Raw genomic sequence first — 26,680 nt, 5'->3', positions numbered from 1 at the left:
GCGGCGCGCGGAATTCACGATGTCTTGTCCGCGCCAGCGGTGGCGTAATTGTCGGTCGAGCGGTTCATCATGAAGATGAACACGTCCTCGAGGCCGGTTTCCTGTTTTTCGATCCGCAGCGCGGGGTCCGAGTAAGCCAACTGGTCGATCGTCGCGTGGAGTTCGGGCTCGTCGGGACCGCTCACATGCAGCGATGAACCGAACGCGACCGTCTGCTCGACGCCGGGCGAGCGGCGCAGCCGGTCGCCGAGTTCGACGAGATTGTTGCCATACACGGCCCACGTCACGAGCCCTTGCGAATCGATGACCTGTTTCGAAGTGCCCTGCGCGAGCAGCTTGCCGTAAGCGATATAGGCGAGCTTGTGGCAGCGTTCCGCCTCGTCCATATAGTGTGTGCTGACCAGTACCGAGATGCCGCGTGCCGCGAGGCGGTGCAACTCTTCCCAGAAGTCGCGGCGCGCGCTCGGGTCGACACCCGCCGTCGGTTCGTCGAGCAGTAGCAGTTCGGGTTCGTGCAGCATGCACGCGGCCAGCGCGAGACGCTGCTTCCATCCGCCCGACAATGCGCCGGCCAGTTGCTTCGCGCGGCTTTGAAGACCAAGCTGTTCGAGCGCGCGGTCCACCGCCTCGCGGCGGTTCTTCATTTCGTAGATGCGTGCGACGAAGTCGAGGTTTTCGCGGATCGTCAGATCTTCCCAATAGGAGAAGCGCTGCGTCATATAGCCGGTGCGCCGCTTGATCTGCGCGCTGTCGCGCACGATGTCGTAACCGAGACAGGTGCCGCTGCCGGAGTCGGGTGTCAGCAGACCGCACATCATGCGAATGCAGGTGGTCTTGCCGCTGCCGTTCGGGCCGAGAAAGCCGAATATCTCGCCGCGCTGCACGCGCAGCGAGACATCGTTGACCACGTGCTTCGTGCCGAAATGCTTGTTCAAGCCGTGCACGTCGATCGCGTGCACGGGGTGGGTCGCGTTGCCGGGTGGCGCGGGTGTAGCCGGTGTAGCGGGTGTACTCATTGCAGCGTGACCGTGACGGGCTGGCCGGGCCGCAGCTTCGGCGCATCGGCGATCTGGGGGCGGGCTTCGACCATGAACACGAGCTTCGCGCGGCTCTCGTTGCTGAAGATCACGGGGGGCGTGTACTCCGCCTGGTCCGAAATGAAGCTGAGCACGGCCGGCACGTCGGCGGCGCAACCGTCGCAATGAATCGATATGCGACGGCCCGGCGCGAGCGACCCCACCACCCCCTGGGGCACGAAAAAGCGCACCTTGACGTTCTCCGGCGGCAGCATGCGCACGACAGGGCTGCCGGCCGGCACCCATTCGCCGCTGCGATACATGGTGTCGAACACGAGGCCCGCGTGCGGCGCGTGCACGCTTTTCTGATCGAGCTTCCATTGGGCCTGGCCGAGCTGGGCCTGCGCCGCATCGACCTGGGCCTGTTGCGCGCGGATCTGTTCGCTACGCCCGGGCAGACGCGCGACGGCGAGCTGGCTTTGCAGCTCGCGCACATGCGCGGCAGTCGACAGCGCGCTCGCGCGCGAGTCGTCGAGCTGGCTTTGCGCGATGCCGCCCGCGCCGAATTGCTGTTGGTCGCGACGGAACTGGGTGGCGGCGCGTGACGCGTCGGCTTCGGCCTGCACGAGTTGCGCGCGCGTCACGTCGACTTCCGGAGGACGCTTGCCGGTTCCGAGGTCGGCAAGCTGGGCGCGGGCCGCGCGCAGTTGCTGGTTGGCCTGGGCCACGGCCTCGGTTTCGTTTTGCGCTTCGAGCGCGAAGAGCGGCGTGTTCTGCGCGACGGTTTGCCCGCGCGAGACGGCGAGCTCGGTCAACTGTCCCGCTTGCGAAGACGCGAGGTACAGGAACTCGCCTTCGACATACCCTTGCCACGTGTTCGGCGGTTGTCGCGAACAGCTGGTGCATGCCGCGACGCAGAGTGCGAGCAGCGCGGCACGAAGGGACGGGCTGGCAGACGCGATCATGACGGCTTCCCTTTCGCGCGGCGTGCGGTGGACGCCGCCCTGGTCCTGGCGTTGATCCTGGTCCTGGGCGGCGCGGTTGCGCTCATGCCCTGCGTGAGTAGCGCAACGACATGGCGTTCGAGCGTCGTGCGATCGAACGCGGCGCGCGGATTCAGGCGCTCCCAGATCTTTGCGGCGGCCTGCGGCAGCATCACCAGCGCAAGCACCGAGTTGAACAGCAGCAACGGTTCGAGCTGCGGGTTCAACTGGCCCGATGCACAGCCGCGCGCGATGTTCTGACCGAACGCGGCGACCTTTTGTACGGGAATATGCGCGAAAGCGCGCTCGCGCAGCAGTCCGCCTTCGTTGACGATTTCTCGCAGCCATAGCGAAGGCAGCCACGGCATGGTGGCGGTGACGTCGAACATGCGCTTGACGATGCCTTGCGTCAGCGCGAGCGGTTCGTCATGTTCGGGATCGATCGGGTCCCAGATCGCGCCGAACGCGCAGACGAGCTTTTCCTCGAACAGTGCGTCGAGCAGCTTTTCGCGCGTCTGGAACCAGTAGTGCACCATCGCGGACGTCACGCCGCTCGCCGCCGCGATCTGTGCAACCGTCGTGTTGGCGATGCCGCGCTCGGCGAACAGCGTCACCGCGACATCGAGCAGATGTTCGCGTGCGTCGAAGTCCTGCGCATGAGGACGGCGACCCATTCGGGTGCGGGCGGCCTGGGGCATGATCACTCAGCTAATTGATGAGTTAGTTAGTTTTAACTGCTTGATACTAGGACAATTTCTGGTGTGGCGAAGCGGGGGAAACCCTGGCGGTAGGCGCTTGCCGTGCTCTGCTTGATCTGCGTCAAGAGAACGCGCAACGACGCAGCATGGGATCGTCGATACCGGAATAGACGCTCATCTTTTGCTGCTTGCGGTTCGTCTATACGCTGACGTTTTCCAACAACGGAGGCAGTCATGGTCAGCGCTACGCGACACGGCGAACGCTATTGCACGGCAGTGAGCAACGGCCGCGTGCAACTGTATGCAGATACCAGCAAGAACGGTGTCGGCGGCGCGGCCGGCATGCGTCCGCATGAATTGCTCGAAAGCGCGCTCGCGGCTTGCGTTTGCATGTCGATCGATATGGCGGCCGAGAAGGCGGGGTTCACGCTTCCCGCGATCGTCGTGGAGGTGGTCGTCGATCGGCGCGACAGCGAGACCTGTTTCAACGTAACGGTGCGCGATATCGCCGCGCTGGTCGACGAGCAACGCGAACTCGTGCGCGCGGCGGTGCTGGGTTCGCCGGTGGCGAGGACGCTCGGCAAGCCGGTGCGCGTGGCACTCGAAACCGGCAGCGAGGCCGGTGCGCTTTGCCGACCCTAGATTCTCTTGTTGCGGCGCAACCTGGCTTTGCCCTGCGTGAATGGGTCAGAACAATCCACCTTCATTCGGCTGCCGTCTGACCGGGTAGTGGGCGCATAGGACCAAGGTCCAATTGCAACGCTCCAACGCAAGTCATCATGCTATGGGGTAAGTGTGTCGGGACTTATTCACTTTGAGAGTCAACAGGGAGAAGACGATGTCTGACGCCAATGCCACACCCGCCAATCCGGAAAATGAGGTTCCTCAGACCGAAAGCGCTCCCCCGATCGAACGGGCTGCCAGGCTACACGAAAGGGCGCTGGCGCACCTGCAAAGCGCCAAAAAAAAGGCCATCGATGTGCAGATCGTGGTGGTCGAAAACGGCAAGAAGGCTGCCCACACCACCGACGACTTCGTGCACGAGCATCCGTGGGCATCCATCGGGATAGCGGCGGGTGTCGGGCTGCTGGCAGGTCTGCTGATCAATCGCGAATGACGGGCAGCGATCGCGCGTAACCACTGCCTCATCGTCGGAAAACGTACGACTGCGAAAGCGTTCGACGAACTGCCATTCGGGCCAGCCGCCGCAATCGCGAGAGACTCTCAGCGAACCAGGGGAGAGGTCATCATGGCCTTGACTACCACGCGCGTAGCGCTGTCTCGCCTCTTCTACCAGCGCTGTTTCTGGCTGTTCGGCGTGCTGGTTGTGCTCATCGGCGCGGTGTCGTTCGTGCCGCCGAGCGACAGCGGCCGACTGGTTCTGAACGTCGTCAACATGTTCCTCGTCATCGCGACCGTGGCAGCGGTGGGCCGCACGACCCCGCCGTTCGTGATGGCACTGGTTCTGGCCATTCCGGCCATGTGGTACCAGTACGTTGGCCTGTGGCACGACGACGACCGCAGCCTCGCTGTATCCTGGCTGTTCAGCGCCGTGCTGTACTTCATCACAGTCGTCTATCTGCTGCGCTACGTGTTCCAGCCCAAGATCATGACGCCGGACAAGCTGTTTGGCGCCGCGGCCGCGTATCTGTTGATCGGTGTCCTCTGGGCGTACGTCTACGCGAGCATCGGCTTCTTCTATCCGCAGTCGTACATGGTCGTCGGGCAGCCGGGGCGGCTCGTTTATGCGGACGCGCTTTACTTCAGCATCACCGTCCTCACGAGCACAGGCTTCGGCGACATCACGCCGCTCACGCGCCCGGCACGCGGCATGTGCATGGTGGAACAGATCACCGGCAGCCTGTTCGTCGCGATCCTGATCGCCCGGCTCGCCGGCGTCTACCCTCCGCGAGAGAGTTATACCGACGACTGACCCCCGGTGCCCGCAGCGTTCACGCCGGGCGACATATCGAACGGCAATCAGCAATCGGCTTTCAGATACGCCACACGCGCTACGCGAGCAACAGCAACGCATCCGCGAGTGACAGCACCGTCGTGCGTGAATCGAATGCGGTGGAGAACAGATGCTCGTGCACGACCTGATCCGGGTCGTAACAGCAATCCTTGACTGTATACAGGCGGAAATCGGCGTCGCTCGCATACGCGACCGAGGAAAGCACCACGCCGGTCGAAGCAATGCCGACCATGATCAGCGAATCGATGCCTTGCCCGGATAGTTGCGCCTCCAGATCGGTGCCGAAGAACACGCTCGCGCGATGCGCGATGACGAGCGGTTCGTCGGCCTGCTGGCCCAACTCGGGCGAAGTCCGGTCTTCGAGGAAGAGGCCGAGCCTTTTGATTCCCTGCCCATTCCTGTTCAACGGGCTGACTTCAGGGTAGCCCGGACTGAACCGAAGGTTGGCAAAGTAAATGCGGACGCCCTTGGCGCGCGCCGCGTCGCATAACTTGCGCGTATTGCCGAGCAGTGCCGGCGCGACCGATGGAAAGAGTCCGAGAATGTCAGTCTGGTAGTGCATGACGACAAGCGCCGTTTGCGATGGCGTGATTGGCGGAATCTGTGCACTGATGCTCCGCGCGTCGGTACTGCTGAGCCGGTCGTTCGCGATGTCGCCAGAATCTGCGTTGGTTGCCATTGCACCACCTTTTATCCGGATTTCGCGTTCCGTTGTCAGAACGGCAGCTTCGATACCGGGGAAATCATACTTCATGGCATTGTGCGGGCGCTGGCCTAGGTCTGCGGGCCGCGCCCACTTGCTACACTATGCGCAAGGTCGCCGGCATTGCCGCAACGGCATTGAAGCGCCTGCGACGTAACTTCGCATAAGAGAGGACGAGCAAGCAAATGACGCTTTCGACGAGAAAATTTGGTCGTACCGACTGGAATGTGTCCGAAATCGGTTTTGGAGCATGGGCAATAGGCGGAGCGTGGGGCAGTGTCGCGGAAGATGACGCCAAGGCCGCGCTAAACGCCGCGCTCGACGCCGGCGTCACGTTCATCGACACGGCCGACGTCTACGGCGACGGTCGCTCGGAACGGATCATCCGCGACGTACTGCGGCAACGTGGCGGCGAACGTCCGATCGTCGCCACCAAGCTCGGGCGCCGACTCGACCCGCATGTGACCAGCGGCTATCTGAACAAGCGCGAACTCGAAGGATTCATCGACCGGAGTCGCTCGAACCTGGGCGTCGATACGCTCGACCTGGTTCAACTGCATTGCCCTCCGACCGAAGTTTATTACCGTCCCGAGGTGTTCGACGCCATGGACGACTTTGTCGCCGCCGGCAAGATTCGCTACTACGGCGTGTCGGTCGAAAAGGTCGAAGAGGCGCTGAAGGCGATCGAATATCCGAATGTGGTTTCGGTGCAGATCATCTACAACATGTTCCGTCAACGTCCCGCCGATCTGTTCTTCAGGGAGGCGCAAAAGAAAGCCGTTGCGGTCATCGCGCGCGTTCCGCTGGCGAGCGGCATGCTCACCGGCAAGATGTCCGCTGAATCGACTTTCGCGGCGGACGACCATCGTGCATTCAATCGGCATGGCGAGGCGTTCGACGTCGGCGAGACGTTCTCGGGCGTGCCCTACGACGTCGCGTTGCAGGCGGTCGACGAACTGCGCCAACTCGTACCCGTGGACGCCTCGATGGCGCAACTGGCTCTGCGCTGGATCCTGATGGAGGATGCCGTCTCCGTCATCATCCCTGGCAGTAAGAACGCGACCCAGTCGGCGTCGAATGTCGCGGCCGCGAACCTGGCGCCGCTGTCCGACGAAGTCATGCAGCGCGTCCGGGATGTCTATCGGCGCCTCATCGCGCCTCATGTTCACCAGCGCTGGTGATGAGCGGAGCAGGCGTGAGTCACGCACGGCATCATGCGCGCGTGACTTCCCGCCTGCTTCCCGTCAGCCGTGATAGAAGCCGTCGGTCACGGAGTTTTGCAGCACGCCGTCGACATACACGTCGACGGGATCGCCATCAGCGGTCGTGAGGAGCGAGCCTGTGCGCTGGCCGGGGAGTTTCATCCGGCCGCCTTGAATGGTGGCCATCTCCTGGTGATCAAGCTCTGCGGAGTTCTGAATGTCTTTGATGGTCAGCGTGTTCATGGTGTGTCTCCTTGAACAAGAGGGTTGTAGGAACGGTGGAGCGGCTGGCTGTTTGCAGCACACTACGCAGATGTCATGCCATCAAGGCGCGATCCACGCAAAGCCCATCCCGCGGTGAATCGCGATGACGTGAGTTTGGGCGCGACCGTCACCTGGCTAAACGAAGTTGGAAAATCGCAGACAGGGCCTGGTTTTCCACGTATTTGCGTCGCCCCACATATACGCTTCGCTGCTCCCGTTCATTTCCGTCAGATCATCTAGCCTTTTTCTGTGCTCGTGCCACTTCTGGCGCAGACAGCACACAGGAGGCAGGGACGATGGAGACGCGTGAACGCTGGCACCAACTCTGGGGCACCTGCTCCGTCAAGGATCACAAGCTTCCCGGCGCGTTTGTGGCAGAAGTACTTCTCTACGACAAGCTCCTTATTCCGGTACCACCAACGCTCGCGGATGGCGTCAGCGCCGAAGACGTGGAGAGCGAGCGGGAGCGCTGGTCCAACCACTGGGACCCTGAACGACAGAAGCGCATGCTGGAGATCCTGGGTGACCGTGCTGACGCCATCCCCTGGACGGCGGAGCGGCAGGCGGAATGGCAAAAGTGCATGGAAGCGCAGGTCGCCGACGCGCGTCGCGATGGCTATTTCGCGACCGGCACGGTGCTTCAGCGCTTCGCTCCCGTGATGGCCCGGTCTGTCGTGGCTGTGTCGCAATACCATAGCGTGGCCGAGTTGAAAAAGGGCGCGAGAATTCGCCGCGTCGAGCCACATGAAAGGCTTCCCGGCAGTTCACTGATGGCTGTTCTCGGATACGAACTGCTGCTCCCGGACGATCCCGAGCAGGACGACGACGACTTCAAATTGCTGCGCGATGCAGTCGAGGTAGCCCGCGATGGCATATTCCGGGAAAAGCGCCGTGCTCTTTACGACTGGCAGCAGGATTTCCTGTCGGCGGAAGGAGAAACGGATGCGGCGTCGATCGAGTCTGCTGTAACCGAAATGAAGCGCCTCGTCGACGAGATGAAGACGGCGACAGCACGTCAGCGGAATTGGAAGTGGGCCAAGAAGTTTTTTTCATTCAGTGACGCGGCCTCGAAGTGTTCGAAGCTGATTCCTGGGGTGGGCGTATTTGGCCTGCTTGCTGACGCCGTTATCTCACTTGGCAAGTTCACGACAGAAGAGGGTGTGGAAGCGGACAAGGTCGACCGGAATTCAATTCCGGCCGCATCGCTAATTCTTGAACTCAGAGAAAAGCTTGAAATAGAAGAGAGATAGTTGCAGCGCAAAGCCATCCCAGACAATGCTTTTCGGCTGGTCGTCCGAACCGGCCTTCCATTACCGGTGAAACAAGCCGGCAGCGAATAGCGCCTGCTTGAAGTTTGCCGGGCGCCCCCTTTCAGCGGGTTGACATTAGCGGCGATACTCTATTGCCAAGTCAAACAATATTCTGTCTAATGCATCCAAACTAAAAAGTCTGGTTTATTTCGGCTCGCTGACACAGTCGACAGGGGTTCCACTCCATGCACTCTCTGCTGCCACTTAAGACCCAGGTGCGCCGCTACGCGCGCACGCTTGCCGGGTATTTCCCAGCGCCATTCACACGCGACGAATCAAACGGTGTCGACATCCTCGGTGTCATGACCCCCAGGTTGCTGAACGGCGACACGCTGCTGAACCTCAATTACGGCGAAGTGGACCGCTTCACCGACAGAACCCGCGCGACGGGCACGCTATTCGTCGGAATCGGCGAAGACTTCGTGCGGGTCGCCACTTCGGTCAAACGACAAACGGGCGAGCGAGCCGTGGGCACGGTACTCGACCGTTCGCACCCCGGCTATCGGATGCTGCGCAACGGGCAGCCCTATACCGGATACGCCACGCTATTCGGCAAGCAATACATGACACGGTACGAGCCGATCCGGGATAGTACCGGCGAGGTCATCGGCGCGATGTACGTCGGCCTCGATGTCAGCGAAGCGTGGAACCTGTCGATTGGAGCCAGACTCGCGTTGCTGACTCTCGCCGCCAATACCGCACTCCTGCTCGGCTATGGCCGGCTGCTGCAGGCCGTGATCCCCGCCGACGGAGTGAGCGCGGCGGCGTTGCCTCCTTTCCTGCAAACCGGGGTGGTTGGCCTCGGGCTACTCGGCGCGCTGCTGGTCAGCGCGCTGGTCTTCGTGACGACCCGGCGCGGTCTCGGAATGCAACTGCTCGAAGCCAAGGCCGCGGCGGAAAAACTGGCGGCCGGCGACTTGACCGCCCAGGTGCATGTCAGCCGGCGCGACGAGTTGGGCCAGTTGATGCAGGCAATGAACGGCATCAGCGTGGGGCTGGCTTCGGTAGTCGGCAACGTGCGACGGGCGTCCGATATGATCGCGCTGGGCGCACGCGAAATTGCCGCCGGCAACGCGGAGCTTTCCTCCCGCACCGAGGCGCAGGCTGGCTCGCTCGAGGAAACCGCTTCGACGATGGCGCAATTGACTTCGATGGTCCGCGCCAATGCCGAACGCGCTACGCACGCCAACGAACACATCGCCTCAGCCTCCGATCTCGCGGTCAAAGGCGGCCACGTGGTGGGCCATGTGGTCAACACCATGTCGCTGATCCGCGGCAGTTCACACAAGATCGTCGACATCATTGGCATGATCGACTCGATTGCCTTTCAGACCAATATCCTGGCTTTGAACGCGGCCGTCGAGGCGGCCCGCGCCGGCGACCAGGGGCGCGGCTTCGCGGTAGTCGCCGCCGAGGTGCGCAACCTCGCCCAACGCAGCGCCATGGCCGCCAAGGAAATCAAGGCGCTGATCACCGACTCGGTTGGCAACGTCCAGACAGGGGGCCAACTGGTCGACCAGGCTGGCCGGGACATGACCGAAATCGTCACGGCCGTCGACAGCGTGGTCGCCCTGATGGGCGAGATTACCCACGCGAGCAACGAGCAAAGTACCGGCATCGGCGAAGTCAATCGTGCGATCGGGCAGATGGATGAAATGACCCAGCAAAACGTTGCCCTGGTCGAGCAGGTGGCAGCCGCGGCCGCCAGCATGCAAGAACAGGCGAGCACACTGGAAGATGCCGTGCAGGTATTTCGCCTGGTCAGCGACGACGCCCGTCGATGAAATCGCCGTCGAGATGGATCGGTGCGATCCTGGCAGCCTTGGCGGTCTTTGCCCTGCTTGCGTTGCCGCTGCCCGAGTTCATCAACCTGACGACGAAGATCGTCACCGTGATCTCGATCGAACGACCGGACACGGTCGTTTTCGACTACGTGACCACACCCGCGCACTGGCCCGATTGGCACCCGTCGTCGCTATCCGTCAGGGGCGCGACCGATCACTCGTTGAACGTCGGCGAACAGGTCACCGAAGAATTTCGCGTGGCGGGTCGCCGGGGGAGCGTCGTGTGGACGGTTGCCGCTCGGGAGCGTCCGCGCCAATGGGTCATTGTGGGCGCCATCGATGGCAGGTCCGCCGGCACGGTGAGCTACTCGCTCACTCCGATAGCGTCCGGAACGCGATTCGAGCGTGAATTCATATACCGCGCACCGTCACTTTGGTTCGAGGCGGTGAATGTCTTGTTCGTGCGCGCGCGAATCCAGCAGGAATCGGACACGGCAGTCGCCCGGCTGAAGACAACGCTGGAAACGATGCGGTAGATCTCACTGCATCGTTTAATCCACTCTTCCCGATTGCTCCAAAGCTTCCCGGCGCTATTTAGCGCGCGCGTTGTACCACTCGACAGCGTCTTCACCGGCGGGGATGGTGAACGGGCTCGATGAATCGGTGGCGGCGAGCCAAACCGCTTGCGCGACATCCTCCGCGTGCGTGACGGACGTCTGTTTCTCCCAGTTCGCGAAGATCTGCTGAACGAGTGCGCTGTACGGCTCGGGAAAGCCGTTTTGCATGCGGGCCTGCGCGTTCTCGCCGAAGCGCGTGGAAGGCGCGCGTCCGGGCAGCACGACACGCACGCGCACATTGAACTGCTCCAGCTCTAGCGCGAGCGATTCGCTGAACGCGTTGACCGCGGCCTTGCTCGCGGTATAGACCGACAGCAAATGCAGCGGTCTGCACGTGACGGTCGACGTGACGTTGACGATCACGCCTTCCCGGCGCTCGCGCAATTGCGGCAACACAGCCTGTGTCATTGCGATGGTGCCCAGCGTATTGGTCTCGAAGATATCGCGCGCGGTGTCCATCGGCGTACCTTCGAGGGCGTTCAGAAAGCCGATGCCCGCGTTGTTGACGAGCACGTCGATGGGACCGGCGGCATCGATGGCGGCGCGAATGCTGTGCGGGTCTTTCACATCGAGCGGGAGGATCGAAAGACGCTCGGAGCGCGGCAAAACATCTTCGCGCGGCGTGCGCATCGTGGCGATTACGCGCCACTCGCGATCCAGAAAATAGCGCGCGATTTCGAGGCCAAATCCAGACGAACAGCCGGTAATCAATACGGTCTTCATGTCGACTCCTGTGGTCGGTGACAGTCCTTCCACGATACGTCGTGACCGGCCGGATTCGCTACAATCGAAAGTCCACGTTTCATTCGAGATCGTCCGATCATGATCGACCCGCTGGCCGAAGTCGTCACCTTGCTCCAGCCGACACCCACGTTCTCGAAAGTGCTCAGCGGCGCGGGGCGCTGGCGCGCGAGCCGCACGGAGGTCGGTCAGCCGTTCTATTGCGTGGTGCTCGAAGGATCGCTTCGACTATCCGTGAATGGTTGCGAGCCGTACATTCTTCAGGCCGATGACTTCATGCTCGTGCCCCAGGTTTTCAGCTTCGCGATGACGAGCATCGATCCGCCCGACGCTGACGACGTCGCCGATATCGCGCCCGCGGCGCTGCCCGACGGCAGTTTTCGTTTCGGCGATACATCGCTCGAGCCGGAAACGCAGTGGCTCGCGGGCCTCTGCGCATTTGGCTCGCCGGATGCGGCCTTGCTCGTCTCGCTTCTGCCCGAACTCGTGCTCGTACGCGGCGATAGCAGGCTGGCGACGCTCGTCAAGCTGGTGCGCGACGAATCGCGCGCGCAGCGGCCCGCGCGCGAGGTCGTGCTGGCGCGCCTGCTCGAAGTGCTTTTCATCGAAGCGTTGCGATCGACGCAAACGGGTGCATCGCCCGGGCTCGTCCGTGGCCTCGCCGATGCCCGTCTCGCGCTCGCCATTCGGCAGATGCACGAAAGCCCGGAAAAACCGTGGACGATTGCGCAGCTCGCGAAAGCCGCCGCGCTTTCACGCTCCTCTTTCTTCGATCGATTCAGTCGCGCGGTCGGCGTTGCGCCGATGGAGTATCTGTTGTCGTGGCGCATGGCCATCGCCAAGAACCTGCTGCGCCGGAACGAAGGGGGCGTCGCGACGATCGCGGCGCGCGTGGGCTATAGCTCGGCAAGCGCGTTCAGCGTCGCGTTCACGCGTCACGTCGGTCTGCCGCCGACGCAGTATGCCCAGGATGCGGATATGAGTGGAAGTCGCAGATGACAATGGCAACGACTCGCACATGTCCGTAGCGCGCGGACATGTGCGAGTGGTCGAAAGCACCGGGCCCCGGCTGCGAGGCCCGTCTTGGGGGCCGCCACGCTTGACGCGGCAAGCCCCGATTGCGCTACTTACGCCGCTGCATCCTTCAGTTTCTTCAGTGCGCGCGCCTTGATGCGAACCGATGCCGGCTTCGCATCGAACCAGCGCTCTTCGCCGGTAAACGGATCCTTGCCGAAGCGGCGCTTCTTCGCCGGCACCTGTTGAACGCTGATCTTCAGAAGACCCGACAGCGTGAACTCACCGGCACCCTTCTTGTGGACTGTGCCGAGAATGGTGTCTTCCAGTGCGGCGAGCACCGCCTTGGCAGCCTTCGGCTCGACGTTTGCCGCCGTTGCAACGTGTGCGGCGAGCGACGCCTTGGTGAACTTCTCCTTCACCGGCGCGCCAGCGACGAGCTTCTTCGCCGTACCGTTGACAGCCTTCACTGCGCCTTTCTTGGCAGCCGGTGCTGCCTTTTCAGCCTTCGCAGCCTTGGCAGCAGCTTTCGGAGCGGTCTTTGCCAGTTTCGTTTCAGCCTTCGATGCAGTCTTAGCCATAGTCGTCGTTGACTCACTATCGTTTTAGGAAATGCTTGCCGCGATGTAGTGCAGCAAACGCGCACATTCTATGACGCTTTATTCACTGCGTGTAAAGAAAATGCCTTAAAAAAGGAGCTGAAACGGCATTTTTGCAACACGGCGAATGCGCTACGGGCAAAAAGCGGGGGGCATTACCTACTCTCCGTCATCGCGGACGAGTCGAATGGTGAGAACTTTCAGGATCAGAAAGGAATTGGGCCACGGCACCGCGCGTCGTTGGATACTTTCGACCCTTCTGCCGAGCTTCAATAAATAAGCCTCGGTCGCGCGACCTGGTCTCGGGCTGAAAAGGGCTTCCCTGCCGTGCGCGCCGGCGACCATTCATCTATCGCGGCGTTGATCTGGCGCAAAGCCGATGCGACAGGAAACCACAGGGATGACACCACCTGTGGAGATAGCATCGATGCATCGTTAAACGGAACACAACGCTTTACCAGCTCGCTATACAAGGGTGAAGTAGTTGTGTGCTGAAGATCAATCACCCTGGTTAGGATGTCGCTATGTCTGTCACCTCCGTTCTGATCAGCATGGCCCCGATGTGGGGACTCTTGCTTATTGCATCCTGCACTGCCGCGTACCTGGTCTTTTGGCGCAAGGTCATCAAATAAGTGTCAACACGCTGTCTGTCGCAGCCGTGTAAGCACAGCTGCGACGACGCGGTCGCAATGCGTGCCGCCAAACTCGAATAGCGCCGGACCCAACCGCTCGACTTCTTGCGCCAGCGACTCGCGCAGCATCTGTCTTGCCCTGAAATGACGGCTGCGCACCGTTGCTTCGGGAATGCCCAGGCTCTGCGCCGTTTCTTCGATGCTCAGCTCTTCGACCGATCTGAGCACGAACACCGTGCGAAAGCCCACGGGCTTCAGTCACGATACCTTGGCGACCCGGCGCTTGCGCGTTGGCAGCTCGGGCGTCGCCGCGAGGCCGCTCAGAATCTCGACGATCTTCCCGCCGAGCCAGATGCTGGCCTGGTCCTGTTCACTGCTGCGATGCCAGTACAGGTGCCATTCCAGCTTCGGGAGCTCGAACGGCAGTTCGAGAATGCGCGCTTCCTGGCGTTGCAGAAGATGCATGGGGGCAGTCAGCGCGAGGTCGGTGCGCAGGGCCACGAGCGGTGCAACCATGTAGTGCTGCACGCGCATCTGTATCCGTCTCTCCCGGCCGAGCTTTCTGAGCTCCGCATCCACGAGGCCGCTGCCCTGGCGGCGGCTCGATACCTGGATATGGCCGAGTGCGAGGTAGTCGTCGAGAGTCAGTGCATCGCCCTCGAACGGATGGTCGGGCCGCAGCATGCAGGCATAGTGGTCGCTTCCGAGCGGCGCCTGATGCAGCTGCGGGTCGTCGATGAGCGGCACATCGATCGCGAAGTCGATCTTGCGCGTGGCGAGTGCGGAGGAGACGTCGCTGCGCGGCGTGAAGTAGCTCTCGATGCTCATGCCGGGCGCCTGCTGCTGAAGCACTTCGCCGAGCAAGGGCAACAGAATCGCTTCCGTCAGATCGGGCATGCTCAGGCGAAACGTGCGCCTGGAGGTGGCCGGGACGAAGACGTCGCCCTCGGAAGCGCTGGCCTCCAGCAGCTGCAACGCTTCGCGCACGCGGCCGATGATGTTTTCGGTGAGCGGCGTGGGCACCATGCCGGACGGGGTGCTCACGAAGAGGGGATCGTCGAACGCCTTGCGCATACGCGCAAGCGCATTGCTGACCGCGGGCTGGGTGATGAACAGCGCCTCCGCCACGCGAGTCAGATTGCGCTTTTCGTAGATCGACTCGAATACGACGAACAGATTCAGATCCAGCTTCGGCAAGCGCATCTCGCAGTCTCCATTTGCGAGACATGATAAGCGAGAGGCGCTGTGAAGATACGTTCGGCTGGATTCTCGACGCATTAGTCTCGCGGCGGAATATTCAGGTACGCGGCCGTCGAGCCGAGCCTTTCCTTGCCATGGGCGATTTCCATGCGCGCGATGGCTTGCAAATGGACCTCATCGGGGCCGTCCGCGTAACGCAATGCGCGGGCCCAGGTCCAGTGGTCGGCGAGCGGCGTGTCCGGGCTCAGGCCCATGGCGCCGAAGACCTGCATCGCCCGGTCGCATACCGTCGAATACACCTGCGGGACCAGCGCCTTGATCATTGAAATCTCTTTACGCGCGGCTTTCGCGCCGACTTCGTCGAGCAACCACGCCGCCTTCAGCACGAAAAGACGGGCCTGATCGATTTCGATTCGCGATTTCGCAATCCATTCGCCGACGGTGCCGTGCTGATGGAGGAACTTGCCGAACGACTTGCGTTCCACGGCGCGCTCGACCATCAGTTCGAGCGCGAGCTCGGCCGCGCCGATGGAGCGCATGCAGTGGTGAATCCGGCCCGGGCCGAGGCGTGCCTGGGCGAGCGCGAAACCGCTGCCTTCTTCGCCGAGCAGGTTCGCCGCCGGCACCCGGACGTTTTTGAACGTGATTTCGCAATGCCCTTCCGGCGACACGTGATTCATCACCGTGATGTTGCGCACGATCGTCACGCCGGGCGTGCCCGCCGGCACGAGAACCATGCTTTGCTGGCGATGGCTTTCCGCATCCGGATCGGTCTTGCCCATGACGATGAAGAGCTTGCAATTCGGATGGGCTGCATTCGTGATGAACCACTTGCGCCCGTTGATCACGTAGTCGTCGCCATCACGCCGAATGGAAGTGGTTATGTTCGTCGCGTCGGAGGAGGACACATCGGGCTCGGTCATCGCGAAGGCCGAACGGATTGTTCCTTCCAGTAACGGTTCGAGCCAGGCTTCGCGCTGCGCGGGCGTTGCGAACATGTGCAGCAATTCCATGTTGCCGGTGTCGGGAGCATTGCAGTTGAACACTTCGGACGCCCACGAGACGCGGCCCATGACCTCGGCGAGCGGGGCGTATTCGAGGTTCGTGAGGCGGGTGCCGGGCTCGCCGTCCTTGAGATGCGGCAGGAACAGATTCCACAGGCCTTCGGCCTTGGCCCGGGCTTTGAGGTCTTCCATGAACGATACGGGGTATTGGCCCGCGTGCACTTCCTCGAGCCACTGCCGCTGGCGCGGCACGATGTGTTCGTCCATGAAGCTGCGCACCCGGCGCAGCAGGTCTTCGACTTTGGGGCTATTGGCAAAATTCATGATGGTTTCCTTGTTCGCGGTTGACTAGATCGTCAGCCCGCCATCGACGACGATGCATTCGCCGTTCGTGTAGCTGGCCGCGTCGGACACGAGATAAAGCACTGTGCCGGCCATTTCTCTCGGTTCGCCATGACGGTGCAGCGGGATTTCGTTGATGAGGCGCTCGTAGATCTGCGGGTTTTCGAATAGCGCACTGGCGAACTTCGTCTTCGTGAAACCGGGCAGCAATGCGTTGACGCGAATGCCCAACGGCCCGCATTCCTTGGCGAATGCTTTCGTCATGTGAGCCACGGCGGCCTTCGAGATCGAATAGATGCCCTGCATGTCGCCGGGCTGCAACGCGTTGACCGACGCGACATTGACGATGGCGCCGCGGCCCTGGCTCTTCATCAGTTTTCCGGCTTCGACCGACATGAAGAAATACCCGCGGATGTTGACCTCGACGGTCTTGTCATAGGCGGCGAGGTCCGTATCCAGGATGTGGCCGAAATACGGATTCGCTGCCGCGTTGTTGATGAGAATGTCGAGGCGACCATGCTGTTCGCGGATATGAGCGAACGTGGCGGCGATGTCTTCCATGCGGCCGACGTGGCAGGCGAGGGGCTCGGCGCTGCCGCCGGCCGCGCGGATGCTTGCTGCCACCGTTTCGCAGTCTTCGAGCTTGCGGCTCGACACGATCACATGGGCGCCCTGTTCGGCGAGCAGCCTGGCGATGGCTTCGCCGATACCGCGGCTTGCGCCGGTCACGAGGGCGATCCGGCCTGTGAGGTCAAAGAGGTTCGTGCTCAATGTCGTTTCCTTTGTTCCAGTTGAATGGCACTGCGCACAGGGTGCGCATCGTGCGTCTCGTGCGTCTCGTGCGTCTGGTGCTTCAGTCGATCAGTTCCACCGCGAGACTGGCGAGTGTCTCGACCATCCCGCCCACCTCGAGCGCGCTCGCGTTCGAAGCGTTGCCCTGCAGGGCGCGAGCCTTCACCCCTTGGGCAATCGAGGCGAGGCGAAAGAAGCTGAACGCCAGATAGAAGTTCCAGTTGTCGATACCAGGCAGGCCGCGCAATTCGCAGTACTGCGCCACCATTTCCTCCTCCTCGGGAATGCCGAGCGTCGACCGGTCCTGGTCGCGCAGCCCCGAGATGTTGCCCGTCGCCGGCAGGCGCAGGCACATCGAGAAATACGCGAGATCCGCGAGCGGATTGCCGAGCGTCGACAGTTCCCAGTCGAGCACGGCGCGCACGCGCGGCGCGCCGTTGGCGAACATCAGGTTGTCGATGCGGAAGTCGCCGTGCACGAGCGAGGGGCGCTGCGTGTCGGCGGGGCAATGTGCCGGCAGCCATTCGATCAGCGCTTCCATCGGCCCGATCGGGTCCGTTTCGGCAGCGCGGTATTGGCGCGTCCAGAGCTCGATCTGACGCTGGAAATAATTTCCAGGGCGTCCATAGTCGGACAGGCCAGCCGCGTCGACGTCGACGTCGTGGAGCGCCGCGAGCGTCGCGACAATGGATGCGTAGTAGTCGCGTCGCGCGTCGCGGTCGACCTCCGGCAGGGCGGGGTTCCAGAAGATGCGTCCTTCTTCGTAGCTCATCAGATAGAACATGCTGCCGATGACTTCGCGGTCTTCGCACAGGTGCCATGCACGTGCGACCGGCACCGGGGTCTGGCCGAGCGCGCTCAGCACGCGGAATTCCCGATCGACGGCATGGGCGGACTTGAGCAACTGCCCGGGCGGTTGACGGCGCAGGACGTAGCGGCCGCTCGGCGTGTCGAGTAAAAAAGTCGGGTTGGACTGGCCGCCCGCGAACTTCGTCGCCTGCACGGGGCCATGAAAACCGGGGACGTGCTGCTGCAGGTAACGGGCGAGCTTGTCTACGTCGAGGGCGGGGCTGGTTGATTCGCTGGTCATATCGTTGGCTGGCCTGACTAATCTGACTAATTTGACTAATGGGACCCGAGGGCGGGACTTAACCGTAGGTCTGAAACGCGTGGCGTTGCGGGTCTTCGAGGTGCGAGACGGCGTTGAAGCTCGACAGCTGAAACGTTTCGCGGTTGAAGAAGCAACGGGTGACGCTGCTGTTGCGGATCTGCATGTTGAGCGCTATCGCTGTCGCGGCCGGTGCTTGCAACGCCTGCTGCGTCAGCGCGCCGATCACGCCGCCCGAAGTGACGGCCAGCACGTGCTGCGCGCCGCTCTGCTGGATGGCCACGCGCACAGCGGCGACGCGCTGCTGGAAGGCACCCCATGTTTCGGGCACACGTTCGTCGAGCTCGCCTTCGGCCCACAGTTGCAGGACTTGGCGCAGGGCCTTGAAGAACTCGCGCGGATCGCTCGTCACGGATTCGGCGAGGTTGCGATGTTCAGCGTCCAGCGCACGAAAGAGCGCATGGAAGTCGTACTCGTCCAGGCCGGGAAGAATTTCGCATTCGACGGGGACGTCAGGCAGCGCGCGGCGGATCGCATCGAGCGTTTGCGCATGGCGCTGCAGCGTGCCTGTTACGACGCGATCGAAACGCAGGCCGTTTCGTGCGAAATGCTCGGCGAGCCAGATGGATTGCTGCTCGCCCTTTTCCGATAGCCGGTCGTAGTTATCGGAGCCAAGCGACGCCTGCCCATGTCGCACAAGATAGAGTTCTGCCATCGCAAGCTTCCCGGTGAAAACGTAGGGCCAGCATAGCGATGCCTCGGGTATTGATGAAGTTTATTTAATTAATGCGCCGGCATTCACGTTTGTGATGGCGTCGATGGGCCGTTGATTCCGGCGCTTTCACTGCGAGCGGGCGCCGCGCGAGGCGGCATCCATAGCTAAGTCGTGCGTGATTTTTTCTCGTAGGTCGAGTGACCTTCGAATGCGGCGACGATAGCCTCGATCATTGCTGAGACACGCGCGGTATGCCGAAGGTCTTGATGCGTGACGAGCCAGATTTCGTAGACCGCCCCGCGTGCGGGTTCCGGCCATATCTGCACGAGGCCGTCGTGTTCAGCCAGATGGATCGGAAGCTGACCGATGCCGATGCCGGCTCTTACCGCGGTTCGCAGCATGAGGCTGGAATTGAAGGTCGATACGATGCGCCCCGCGTGGATCGGCTCGCCGCCAAGCGTAGGTGCCCGGCTACTCGTCCAGTTTCCCTGATAGACGACCAGATCGTGGCCCGCGAATGCCGAGCCAGCGGTAGGCTTGCCGTGCTGTTCGAGATAGGCATTCGATGCAAACAGTCCCATCGGCCAGCGCACCAGGCGCCGCGCGACCAGATCGGGATTCTCCGGCCTGACTGAGCGGACCGCGATATCCGCTTCACGCTTTGCCAGATTGAGCATGCGCGTCGATGTGTCCAGCAGGACGCGCACTTCGGGATGCGCGGCATGCAGGCGTTCGATGGCGGGAAGCAGGAATTCGAGCGCGATCGAATCGGTGCTGGTGACTCTCACATCCCCCGCGAGCCGTGTATCCGCACCTTGAGTGCGTCTGACGAGTTCGTGCGCGGAGTGTTCCATTTTCTCCGCTGATTTCAGCGCGGCTTCGCCGGCGGCGGTCAACGCGTAACCCTCCGAGGTGCGTAGAAACAGCGTTGCGCGCAGCGCGTGCTCCAGTGCTGCAATCCGTCTGCCGACCGTCGCCTGATCGAGATTGAGCGTCCGGGCCGCTCCACGGAGCGTTTTTTCACGCTCCACCGCGAGAAAGACTCGCGCGTCATCCCAGTTCATCGTGCCACCCTCCTGATGCAAATTTGCAGCCATAAACGCGAATAATGCTGCACGCATTCATCGATGTCGAGGCCTAAACTGCCTGCAAGAGTTCCTCGTTCAGTGATCCGTCCGGATCAATCGAGCCTCAGCAATCGAAGGAGTGGTATCCATGTCTGCTTCAACTTATCGCGTGCCGTCGTCGATGACGGCCATTGAGATCAAACAGCCCGGCGGTCCCGAGGTGCTGGTGCCGACTACGCGCCCGGTGCCGATGCCGGCCGCCGAACAGGTTCTGATTCGCGTCCACGCGGCTGCCGTGAACGGCCCCGATGTTTTCCAGCGCAAAGGACTGTATGATCCGCCCCCCGGCGCTTCGGACATTCCTGGGCTCGAAGTGGCGGGTCAGGTGGTTGCGGTCGGCTCCGACGTTTCCGGGTTCCGGATCGGCGAGCTGGTGTGCGCATTGATTCCCGGCGGCGGTTACGCAGAGTACGCAGTCGCGCATGCCTCCAACACGATGCATATCCCCAAAGGCCTGACGTTGGTGGAAGCGGGGGCGATGCCCGAAACGTTCATGACGGTATGGCTGAACCTGTTTCAGCGCGGCAAGCTGGTTGCCGGCGCATCGGTGTTGATCCATGGCGGCGCGTCAGGTATCGGCACCACGGCGACCATGCTGGCGAAGGCATTCGGCGCCGCGAAGATCATCACGACGGTTGGCTCGCAGGCGCACCGGGAGGCCAGCCTCGCGCTAGGCGCGGATCTCGCGATCGACTACCGCGAGGAAGATTTCGTCGCCGAAACGAAGCGCTCTACCGATGGAAAAGGCGTCGACGTGATTCTCGACATCATTGCTGGCGACTACGTGGCCAGAAACTATGACGCCGCGGCGATGGACGGACGAATCCTCCAGGTGGGCGTGATCAAGGGATCGGCGAAGGATCTCAATCTCGCTCCGATGTTGATGAAACGTCTGACGCATATGGGCTCGACATTGCGATCGCGCACAGCCGCGGACAAGGCGACGATCATCGATGAATTGGAGCGGCAGGTCTGGCCGCACATCGAGAGCGGGAAGATCAAGCCGGTCGTCTACAAGACTTTTGCGCTCGCCGATGCTCGCGGGGCTCACGAGCTGATCGATTCTGGTACGCACTTTGGCAAGATCGTCCTGACGACGGGCGCCGAGTTGGTTGGGTGAAGGCAACTGGAGGCGGGCTTGCCGCGAGGGCGGCAAGCCTCGTGTTGGCAGGTTCTCCGGCTCAGCTGTAGAAAGGTGGATTTGGCCGGACTTGCGATGTCGGATCGTCGGGCTCAGTTCGGCCAATAGTTGCCGTTCGCGCAACACTGACTGCCGTCATTCCAATGGCCGGTCTCCCTCGAAGCCTGCTGGATGCCCGTCGCCGAGCGCCTCTGCACACGGCTGGCAGAGTTAACATACTTCAACATTTGCCACGGACCACGCTTGGGGAACGCCACCATGCCGAATTCGTGAGTTCCACCTCGTGTTCAATCGAAAGGAAGGTCTTCACGAGTGCGGGGTCAAAGGCACTGTCCGCGTCGGCTTCTATGATGCCGCAGGCGTGACCGTGGCTGCCGGCAGATTTGTACGGCCTGGGACTGACGATAACGTCGTAGCAGTCCACTATCGCCATCATGCGTGCTGCCAGCGGAATCGATTGGCCGACCAGCGCATGAGCGTATCCGTGGCCGTCCCATCGTTCGTGATGGAGCGCGGCCACTTCAAGTGCGCACCGCAATGCAGGGTCGGGTATGCGCATGACCCGTAAGGCTCGACGCGCCAGCACGCAACCCCAGGTGACATGGGACTGAACGATGGTTCGCTCGTCTGGGGTCAATGGGCGGGGTGCAAGTAGCAGTTCGGCAGGGACGCATAGTTTTCCGATGTCATGGTAGACGGCCGCAAAGGCGAGGTCGTTCACTTCGATGGGTAAGCCGGTACAGTCGCGTACTGCTTTCGCAAAGACATGCATGCAAAGTCCGCATCGGAGTCCGTGCTCGAACATTTCAATCGCGGCTGCGCGCCGCCGGGCAGGCAGCTCGTTCAGGCAAGCCGCCCGTGTGTTTGCGATTTCAAGCACTGCAGCCCGCAGAGCCTTGTGCGCCGATCTGAGTTCGCTGACGGTTTCCATGATCAGAACCGGTAGAGGAAGCGCGCCTTGACGCCATGGCTTTGGTTACCCCCGCCGATCTGTCCGCTATACCCGACGCCGACCCTGGCATTCTTCCCGACGATTGCGTCGATGTTTGCCTCGACGACGGCCGCGTTACGTGCGATCGGGACGCCCGTGACGCTGTACGGCGCGCTGCCTGCGAACACCATCGTTTGCGCGGGTACGAGCGTCCCGTACGCATGACGCCAGCCCAGCGTGCCCGTGGTGGTCAACATGGTCGGGCCGAGCGCGAAGTCCGATGCGCCACGCAGGCCTAGCGTCGAGAACGCCGTGTTGCTGCTGCTGGACTGACCAGACAGCGCCCCGGCGCCTCCGCGTTCACGGAACGCATCGGTGTGCAGGTTCACGAGCGCCGCGTTGGCAAATGGCTCGATTACGACGGGCCCGGCGCCAAGTTTGTAGCCAACATCGCCAAAGACCTGCGCGGTAGCACCGCCGTAATTGCCACGGAGCGTGTCGGCATAGCCGGGAAGGACGACGGAACGGTCCATTGCAAGTTGATGCCACGTATAAGCCGCGCCGCCGCGAATGCCGAGCTTGCCCAGATCCGTTCCTGCATACATACCGACATGGTAGTTGTCGCTATTCGCGCTGGACGCGCGGGTGTTCAGATCGAGCGTCGAATGGCTGTAACCGCCCATGGCGCCGATCGTGACGGCATCGCGGATCGTGCCATCGGCACCGATGAAGACGCCGCTCACCGACGTGTCCACCGCCGCGGCGCCGTTGCCGCCGCTCATGCTGCCCCAGTCGCCAAAAGCTTGTGTCCAGACCTCGACGGGCGTGGCGGCGGCAGGTGTCGCGTTGCCGGAACGGGCGGCCTTGTCGCGCAAACGCTGGTTCATCGCGTCGCGCACGAAGCGGCTGTCTTCGATCATCGCGGTTCTGGCGGTTGCGTAGCCCTCGCCGGAGAGCTGGTCGAACGCCTGCGCGGCGCTCGCCGCGCTGGTGGCGCGAGCCACCGATTCGTACGCCGCGTTGCCGAATGTCAGCGTGTCGAGCGCCCGTGCGGTCACCGCCTGATTGGCCGTCTGCGCGGCAGCCGCGTATGAGGTGCCGTTGCGGTCGATGATCAGGTTCACGTCGTTCAGTCCATAGCTCAGGCGCGGTGCGAGGAACAGATAGTCTGGGTGATCCCACGTTACCTGCGACGCGTCGAACATCGTGCCGCCGAATCCGCCGGAAGCCGTCATGATCAGATAGGGGTGGCCAAGCTTGTAGGCATCGGTTGCGCTGACGCGCACGCCGCCTGCCAGTGTCGCCACGCCGCCGACGGCCACGCGGTCGGACCCGTCCGCCGCCGTGACCTCGACGCCATACATGGAACTCGGCGACAGCGTCAAATTGCGACCTACGCCGATCACGCCGATCGAATTGCCGGGACTCAGATTGCCACTGCTGACAAGATCGCCGGCGATGCGCCAGTTGCCGCCCATGTCCGAATGCGCATCCGCGCTGACGTTGCCGCCGACCTTGATAGGGTTGGCGACCGAACCGCCCGTTGTGGTCGACTGAACAAGCGATACGTCTCCGCCAATCTGCGTCGTGTGGGACGGATCGGCGCTAAAGCCCAGCACTGCGTTCGATCCGCCGACCGCTTGCCCGATCGTCGTGTCGCCCTGGAAGGCAACAACGGCGGGATTATCGGCCGTTCCTTTCGCGGACAGCGAGCCACCAATCTGCGCGCCCGCCGCCACCAGCGTGGGTGTGCGCGGCGTGCTGGCGCTGGACACGGCAACCACGTTGCCAGCCGTGCTGCCGATCGTCTGGCCGCTCTGGATCAGCTCACCAGAAGCGAGATCCGCCCAGTAGGTCTGAAACGAAGTCACGCCGTTGTTGCGTCCCTGCAGATACATCTTCCAGAACTGCTGCGGCAGGCTGCCGTCGTCGCCGGAGGGGTTGGCCCATGTGTAGACCAGCGAACCGTTGAGGTAATACTCGATCTTGCCCTCACCGGGAAGCAGTCGCATGTCGATTGAATTCCATGACCCGTAGTGGATCAGTCCAGCCGTCTCGGGCAGATCGACCCAGCCGCTGTCGGGATTGACCGTGGTGTCCCATACCTCGAGTCGTCCGACACCATCCTTGTTGGTGAAACTCATGATCGGCATGGACGTTTTGCTGTCCACGTATTTGCCGCTGGCCACGGTATCCGAAGGCATGGCGGCACCCCACATGCCCGTGCGGACATAGTCCGTGCTGCTGCCCGCCTGCCACGCCGGATTGACCCACAGGTCGCCGCCGATGAAGCTGTTGCCGGCGGCCGCATGCGTACTCGTGTTGTAGCCTTGCCAGTTGTAGAACGAATGCACTGACGCGGGCGGGTCGATGCCGAAGCTGAGCACGTTGCCGCGGCCCTCGTATTGACCGAGATTGATCAGGTTTCCATACGGTGCCTGTCTGTCGGATGACCAGTCGGACACGTTCGTGCTGATGGGATGAGCGACATAACTCGCATCCGTTTGCGCAAGCGCCGGCAAAGTGACGGCGCCAAGACTGGCCAGGATGCAGAAGGTGAGAGGGCGAAGGTTGAAGCGGGCGGTCATGATGCACTCCTGAGCTGAATTGACTGGGCCGCAAGGGCCGGCGAATTCACAATAGGAGTGCGAGGGGCAGCGTTCTATAGGCGAACACTGCGGCTAGCATAGGAAAATACTGCGGCCCACTTGGACCGCCTGGAAACGTCTATTTGTGGACGGGTATCCGCAGCGTGATCGATGTGGATAAGGCGCTTGGCGCGCGATGCTGCATGGAGCCTTTGAGCAGTTCGACGGCTGCGCGGCATAAAGACAGATTGAGTTCGATTGCCGGGGCTGCGAGAGGGTCTACGCGTTTGTCGCCGTGTGTGGCGTCGAACTGGACGGCAATATCACGCTGGCCGTCACTGCGCGTGACCGTCATGGCGGACATCGCAACCTCGCCCCCAGGATGGCCGACGACGCACTGACGCAGCAGCGCGCGCAGCAGACGTCCGACATGCACGGGGTCCACCATGATGTCCTCCTCAGGCAGATCCGTCCGCGACCGCAAGGCGACGCCGAGATGGGACGCGTACTCAGCAAGTGATCTCACTGTATCGTCGATCAGGGCACCCACGTTTGTCGGCCGCGGCGACAGACTCAGTTCGCCTTCTTCGAGCCGCATCATGTCTTCGATACCGTCGATCAATCCACTCAGCCGATCGATCACCTGCGCCGCAGCGCCGATGCGGTCGTTCGACCCAGTGGGCGAGCCCCCCTCACGCAATTCGGCCAGCATGTCGGATAGGACGCCCACGGCAGGACGCATCTGGGCGCAGATCTCAAGGAAAAGCTCGCTCTTGCGCCGGCTCGCCGATGCCGCTTCCTCGCGCTGGAGCCAAAGCGCACGGGCCATATCGGAGCGGCCGGTTACGTCGACCGACCCGCACGCCACGCCGAGCAGTTCGCCCTGTGCATTCCGGAACGGATGGGCCCATGTATGCAGAATGACCCGCTGGCCATGGCGCGTGATCTCGACATCCGCCTGCATGGCGCTGCCGGAGGCCAGCCGGTTCATATAGCGCGCATGCAACGACTGCGCGATATGAGGAGGAAACCAGTCCACGTCCGTCATGCGTTTGCCGACGACCGCGTCTAGTGTCGTGCCGTGCAGTTCCAGAAACGCCGCGTTGCAGGCGATCAACCGTCCTTCGAGGTCGCGGATATGCAGCGGTAGCGGCGCGCCGTCGAGCATGGCGTGCATGGCATCGATGTCGGCCGTCGAAAGATCGATTTCTGGCGACGGCTTCACACTTGCCGGCGCAACGCTTTCCATCAGCCCGTGCTGTCTGGCAATCTCAAGAAGGTCCACCAGCGAATGTGCATGCAACTTGCGCCGCAGATGGCTGCGATGCGCGCTCACGGTTTTTTCGCTGATCGACAGTTCACGCGCAATCGCGTTGTTCGGCATGCCGCGCGCGAGGTATTTGAGGATGGTTAGCTCCCGGTCCGAGAGCAGCGCAAACGGTGACCCGCTGGTCGGGGCGTCGAGAGTGGCGGAGTCGGGCAGCGGAAAATAACGCCGGCCCGCCAATGCGTCTGCGATTGCGCGGTGCAGTATGGCCGGGTCCTGATTCCGAGGTACGAGGGCATCCGCGTCGGCGTCCATGCAGCGTTGCACGAGCGCTTCCGCGGCGCTGGCGCCCAGGATGATAACCTTGACCGGCAGTTTTCGCGTGCGGATCCGCTTGAGCACCTCCAGGCCGCTGAGCCGGGGTAGATCGAGGTCGAGCAGCATGACGTCGGCGGCGACCCCGCGCGCAAGCTGATATGCCCTGTAGCCGTCCTCGGCTTCACCGACGACTTCATGCCCGGCATCGACGAGCCACCGGCCTAGCGCCATCCTCGCTAGGGGTTCAACGCTCGCCACCACCATGCGCGCCATCGCAATCCTCCAACGGTCCGCCTCAGATTGGGGCTCAGAGACTAGCTGAACGCAGTGGGGCGATTGTACTGGACCTGCGGACGGCCGCCGCGGCGTTCCCCCAAGCGAGAGCGTCGGCTTTTGCCGAACTGCTGTCCCCTGAGAAGTCGGCTGGGATGACCGGATCACTCCGTTAGCTGCCCTTGAACCCCTGACAGTGCGACCGGCGGCAGTGAGTCGGTCAGAGCCGACCGAATCGGGCCGAAGTCGGCCATGAAGGGTCACTCGCGTTTTGTGCCACTCTGACATTCAGACGGCGGCGCAGTCCGGCAAAGCGGCCATTCGATCTCTGTCTCT

The 26,680-nt window shown here is 62.4% G+C and carries 25 protein-coding genes and 1 pseudogene; 9 read left to right on the top strand and 17 right to left on the bottom strand.

Translation table 11 applies throughout. The annotated features are described in order from the left end of the window. Positions 1-14: 14 nt before the first annotated feature. From CI15_RS24850 to CI15_RS24840, 3 genes are read right to left on the bottom strand one after another with little or no spacing between them, the layout of a single operon-like run. Complete coding sequence (locus CI15_RS24850; RefSeq protein WP_062132643.1) at positions 15-1,016, bottom strand: ABC transporter ATP-binding protein; 1,002 nt, start codon at positions 1,014-1,016, stop codon at positions 15-17. Beyond that, positions 1,013-1,981, bottom strand: coding sequence for an HlyD family secretion protein (locus CI15_RS24845; RefSeq protein ID WP_062132640.1), 969 nt, complete (start codon positions 1,979-1,981; stop codon positions 1,013-1,015). Before CI15_RS24845 ends, CI15_RS24850 begins: the two co-directional genes overlap by 4 nt. After that, positions 1,978-2,673, bottom strand: a complete 696-nt coding sequence (locus CI15_RS24840) for a TetR/AcrR family transcriptional regulator (RefSeq protein ID WP_062132637.1) — start codon at positions 2,671-2,673, stop codon at positions 1,978-1,980. Before CI15_RS24840 ends, CI15_RS24845 begins: the two co-directional genes overlap by 4 nt. 258 nt (positions 2,674-2,931) lie before the next feature. Between CI15_RS24840 and CI15_RS24835 the strand changes: the two genes are divergently transcribed. The 3 genes from CI15_RS24835 to CI15_RS24825 all read left to right on the top strand — a co-directional run bounded on the left by CI15_RS24835 (position 2,932) and on the right by CI15_RS24825 (position 4,630). Then, positions 2,932-3,339 carry an OsmC family protein gene (locus CI15_RS24835; protein WP_062132635.1) on the top strand — a complete coding sequence of 136 codons (408 nt, stop codon included), beginning with the start codon at positions 2,932-2,934 and terminating at the stop codon, positions 3,337-3,339. A 196-nt stretch (positions 3,340-3,535) separates the two neighbouring features. After that, a complete protein-coding gene (locus CI15_RS24830) occupies positions 3,536-3,814 on the top strand; it encodes an ElaB/YgaM/YqjD family protein (RefSeq protein WP_062132632.1) in 279 nt (92 codons plus the stop codon). A gap of 132 nt (positions 3,815-3,946) precedes the next feature. Next, positions 3,947-4,630 (top strand): potassium channel family protein, encoded by a 684-nt coding sequence (locus tag CI15_RS24825; protein WP_062132629.1) that lies wholly within the window; start codon positions 3,947-3,949, stop codon positions 4,628-4,630. Between the two features lie 79 nt (positions 4,631-4,709). On the opposite strand, the gene CI15_RS24820 is transcribed toward CI15_RS24825, so the two are convergent. Continuing rightward, positions 4,710-5,351 carry a cysteine hydrolase family protein gene (locus CI15_RS24820; RefSeq protein ID WP_062132626.1) on the bottom strand — a complete coding sequence of 214 codons (642 nt, stop codon included), beginning with the start codon at positions 5,349-5,351 and terminating at the stop codon, positions 4,710-4,712. 209 nt (positions 5,352-5,560) lie between these two features. Between CI15_RS24820 and CI15_RS24815 the strand changes: the two genes are divergently transcribed. Next, a complete protein-coding gene (locus CI15_RS24815; protein WP_062132623.1) occupies positions 5,561-6,556 on the top strand; it encodes an aldo/keto reductase in 996 nt (331 codons plus the stop codon). A 63-nt stretch (positions 6,557-6,619) separates the two neighbouring features. On the opposite strand, the gene CI15_RS24810 is transcribed toward CI15_RS24815, so the two are convergent. Next, positions 6,620-6,820 (bottom strand): hypothetical protein, encoded by a 201-nt coding sequence (locus CI15_RS24810; RefSeq protein WP_062132620.1) that lies wholly within the window; start codon positions 6,818-6,820, stop codon positions 6,620-6,622. A gap of 317 nt (positions 6,821-7,137) precedes the next feature. On the opposite strand from CI15_RS24810, the gene CI15_RS24805 reads away from it, so the two are divergent. The 3 genes from CI15_RS24805 (at position 7,138) to CI15_RS24795 (ending at position 10,471) form a co-directional block, all read left to right on the top strand. Then, entirely contained in the window at positions 7,138-8,091 is a 954-nt protein-coding gene (locus CI15_RS24805; protein ID WP_062132617.1) for a hypothetical protein, read from the top strand. A 245-nt stretch (positions 8,092-8,336) separates the two neighbouring features. After that, positions 8,337-9,935 (top strand): methyl-accepting chemotaxis protein, encoded by a 1,599-nt coding sequence (locus tag CI15_RS24800; RefSeq protein ID WP_062132614.1) that lies wholly within the window; start codon positions 8,337-8,339, stop codon positions 9,933-9,935. After that, positions 9,932-10,471, top strand: a complete 540-nt coding sequence (locus tag CI15_RS24795) for an SRPBCC family protein (protein WP_062132611.1) — start codon at positions 9,932-9,934, stop codon at positions 10,469-10,471. The genes CI15_RS24800 and CI15_RS24795 overlap by 4 nt, the downstream gene beginning before the upstream one ends. 54 nt (positions 10,472-10,525) lie before the next feature. Here the strand turns inward: CI15_RS24795 and CI15_RS24790 are convergent, their stop codons facing one another. Next, positions 10,526-11,275, bottom strand: coding sequence for an SDR family oxidoreductase (locus tag CI15_RS24790; RefSeq protein ID WP_062132608.1), 750 nt, complete (start codon positions 11,273-11,275; stop codon positions 10,526-10,528). A 99-nt stretch (positions 11,276-11,374) separates the two neighbouring features. Here CI15_RS24790 and CI15_RS24785 point away from each other — a divergent pair, with 99 nt between their 5' ends. Further along, the gene (locus CI15_RS24785; RefSeq protein WP_062132605.1) at positions 11,375-12,292 is read left to right on the top strand and encodes an AraC family transcriptional regulator; all 918 of its coding nucleotides are present in this window, start codon (positions 11,375-11,377) and stop codon (positions 12,290-12,292) included. Positions 12,293-12,420: 128 nt separating this feature from the next. Here the strand turns inward: CI15_RS24785 and CI15_RS24780 are convergent, their stop codons facing one another. The 8 genes and pseudogenes from CI15_RS24780 to CI15_RS24745 all read right to left on the bottom strand — a co-directional run bounded on the left by CI15_RS24780 (position 12,421) and on the right by CI15_RS24745 (position 19,763). Further along, positions 12,421-12,888: an HU family DNA-binding protein gene (locus tag CI15_RS24780; protein WP_062132603.1), complete on the bottom strand. Its 468-nt coding sequence runs from the start codon at positions 12,886-12,888 to the stop codon at positions 12,421-12,423. Between the two features lie 653 nt (positions 12,889-13,541). Beyond that, positions 13,542-13,790, bottom strand: a pseudogene (locus CI15_RS24775) (sigma factor-like helix-turn-helix DNA-binding protein); the annotation flags it as partial. 6 nt (positions 13,791-13,796) lie between these two features. Beyond that, positions 13,797-14,741, bottom strand: a complete 945-nt coding sequence (locus CI15_RS24770) for a LysR family transcriptional regulator (protein WP_062132597.1) — start codon at positions 14,739-14,741, stop codon at positions 13,797-13,799. Positions 14,742-14,815: 74 nt separating this feature from the next. Continuing rightward, positions 14,816-16,066, bottom strand: a complete 1,251-nt coding sequence (locus CI15_RS24765) for an acyl-CoA dehydrogenase family protein (RefSeq protein ID WP_062132593.1) — start codon at positions 16,064-16,066, stop codon at positions 14,816-14,818. 24 nt (positions 16,067-16,090) lie between these two features. Then, a complete protein-coding gene (locus tag CI15_RS24760; RefSeq protein ID WP_062132590.1) occupies positions 16,091-16,855 on the bottom strand; it encodes an SDR family oxidoreductase in 765 nt (254 codons plus the stop codon). Between the two features lie 82 nt (positions 16,856-16,937). Continuing rightward, a complete protein-coding gene (locus CI15_RS24755) occupies positions 16,938-17,966 on the bottom strand; it encodes a phosphotransferase (RefSeq protein ID WP_062132587.1) in 1,029 nt (342 codons plus the stop codon). Positions 17,967-18,024: 58 nt separating this feature from the next. Further along, entirely contained in the window at positions 18,025-18,699 is a 675-nt protein-coding gene (locus CI15_RS24750) for a histidine phosphatase family protein (RefSeq protein ID WP_062132584.1), read from the bottom strand. Positions 18,700-18,863: 164 nt separating this feature from the next. Beyond that, complete coding sequence (locus tag CI15_RS24745; protein ID WP_062132581.1) at positions 18,864-19,763, bottom strand: LysR family transcriptional regulator; 900 nt, start codon at positions 19,761-19,763, stop codon at positions 18,864-18,866. 151 nt (positions 19,764-19,914) lie between these two features. Between CI15_RS24745 and CI15_RS24740 the strand changes: the two genes are divergently transcribed. Beyond that, positions 19,915-20,946 (top strand): NAD(P)H-quinone oxidoreductase, encoded by a 1,032-nt coding sequence (locus tag CI15_RS24740; protein ID WP_062132578.1) that lies wholly within the window; start codon positions 19,915-19,917, stop codon positions 20,944-20,946. Between the two features lie 241 nt (positions 20,947-21,187). Here the strand turns inward: CI15_RS24740 and CI15_RS24735 are convergent, their stop codons facing one another. The 3 genes from CI15_RS24735 to CI15_RS24725 all read right to left on the bottom strand — a co-directional run bounded on the left by CI15_RS24735 (position 21,188) and on the right by CI15_RS24725 (position 26,344). Continuing rightward, positions 21,188-21,898: an HD-GYP domain-containing protein gene (locus tag CI15_RS24735; protein WP_062132575.1), complete on the bottom strand. Its 711-nt coding sequence runs from the start codon at positions 21,896-21,898 to the stop codon at positions 21,188-21,190. A 2-nt stretch (positions 21,899-21,900) separates the two neighbouring features. Then, on the bottom strand, positions 21,901-24,486 hold the full coding sequence (locus tag CI15_RS24730; RefSeq protein WP_062132572.1) for an autotransporter outer membrane beta-barrel domain-containing protein: 2,586 nt from the start codon (positions 24,484-24,486) through the stop codon (positions 21,901-21,903). Between the two features lie 139 nt (positions 24,487-24,625). Beyond that, the gene (locus CI15_RS24725) at positions 24,626-26,344 is read right to left on the bottom strand and encodes a LuxR C-terminal-related transcriptional regulator (protein ID WP_161950060.1); all 1,719 of its coding nucleotides are present in this window, start codon (positions 26,342-26,344) and stop codon (positions 24,626-24,628) included. Positions 26,345-26,680 lie beyond the last annotated feature (336 nt).

It is taken from the genome of Paraburkholderia monticola (assembly GCF_001580545.1).
GTDB classification, from domain to species: domain Bacteria; phylum Pseudomonadota; class Gammaproteobacteria; order Burkholderiales; family Burkholderiaceae; genus Paraburkholderia; species Paraburkholderia monticola.
This window is presented reverse-complemented; position numbering and strand designations above follow the sequence as displayed.

Coding starts and splice junctions, on each gene's coding strand:
- CI15_RS24850 (WP_062132643.1), bottom strand. CDS start 1,016: ATGAGTACACCCGCTACACCGGCTACACCCGCGCCACCCGGCAACGCG.
- CI15_RS24845 (WP_062132640.1), bottom strand. CDS start 1,981: ATGATCGCGTCTGCCAGCCCGTCCCTTCGTGCCGCGCTGCTCGCACTC.
- CI15_RS24840 (WP_062132637.1), bottom strand. CDS start 2,673: ATGGGTCGCCGTCCTCATGCGCAGGACTTCGACGCACGCGAACATCTG.
- CI15_RS24835 (WP_062132635.1), top strand. CDS start 2,932: ATGGTCAGCGCTACGCGACACGGCGAACGCTATTGCACGGCAGTGAGC.
- CI15_RS24830 (WP_062132632.1), top strand. CDS start 3,536: ATGTCTGACGCCAATGCCACACCCGCCAATCCGGAAAATGAGGTTCCT.
- CI15_RS24825 (WP_062132629.1), top strand. CDS start 3,947: ATGGCCTTGACTACCACGCGCGTAGCGCTGTCTCGCCTCTTCTACCAG.
- CI15_RS24820 (WP_062132626.1), bottom strand. CDS start 5,351: ATGGCAACCAACGCAGATTCTGGCGACATCGCGAACGACCGGCTCAGC.
- CI15_RS24815 (WP_062132623.1), top strand. CDS start 5,561: ATGACGCTTTCGACGAGAAAATTTGGTCGTACCGACTGGAATGTGTCC.
- CI15_RS24810 (WP_062132620.1), bottom strand. CDS start 6,820: ATGAACACGCTGACCATCAAAGACATTCAGAACTCCGCAGAGCTTGAT.
- CI15_RS24805 (WP_062132617.1), top strand. CDS start 7,138: ATGGAGACGCGTGAACGCTGGCACCAACTCTGGGGCACCTGCTCCGTC.
- CI15_RS24800 (WP_062132614.1), top strand. CDS start 8,337: ATGCACTCTCTGCTGCCACTTAAGACCCAGGTGCGCCGCTACGCGCGC.
- CI15_RS24795 (WP_062132611.1), top strand. CDS start 9,932: ATGAAATCGCCGTCGAGATGGATCGGTGCGATCCTGGCAGCCTTGGCG.
- CI15_RS24790 (WP_062132608.1), bottom strand. CDS start 11,275: ATGAAGACCGTATTGATTACCGGCTGTTCGTCTGGATTTGGCCTCGAA.
- CI15_RS24785 (WP_062132605.1), top strand. CDS start 11,375: ATGATCGACCCGCTGGCCGAAGTCGTCACCTTGCTCCAGCCGACACCC.
- CI15_RS24780 (WP_062132603.1), bottom strand. CDS start 12,888: ATGGCTAAGACTGCATCGAAGGCTGAAACGAAACTGGCAAAGACCGCT.
- CI15_RS24770 (WP_062132597.1), bottom strand. CDS start 14,741: ATGCGCTTGCCGAAGCTGGATCTGAATCTGTTCGTCGTATTCGAGTCG.
- CI15_RS24765 (WP_062132593.1), bottom strand. CDS start 16,066: ATGAATTTTGCCAATAGCCCCAAAGTCGAAGACCTGCTGCGCCGGGTG.
- CI15_RS24755 (WP_062132587.1), bottom strand. CDS start 17,966: ATGACCAGCGAATCAACCAGCCCCGCCCTCGACGTAGACAAGCTCGCC.
- CI15_RS24750 (WP_062132584.1), bottom strand. CDS start 18,699: ATGGCAGAACTCTATCTTGTGCGACATGGGCAGGCGTCGCTTGGCTCC.
- CI15_RS24745 (WP_062132581.1), bottom strand. CDS start 19,763: ATGAACTGGGATGACGCGCGAGTCTTTCTCGCGGTGGAGCGTGAAAAA.
- CI15_RS24740 (WP_062132578.1), top strand. CDS start 19,915: ATGTCTGCTTCAACTTATCGCGTGCCGTCGTCGATGACGGCCATTGAG.
- CI15_RS24735 (WP_062132575.1), bottom strand. CDS start 21,898: ATGGAAACCGTCAGCGAACTCAGATCGGCGCACAAGGCTCTGCGGGCT.
- CI15_RS24730 (WP_062132572.1), bottom strand. CDS start 24,486: ATGACCGCCCGCTTCAACCTTCGCCCTCTCACCTTCTGCATCCTGGCC.
- CI15_RS24725 (WP_161950060.1), bottom strand. CDS start 26,344: ATGGCGCGCATGGTGGTGGCGAGCGTTGAACCCCTAGCGAGGATGGCG.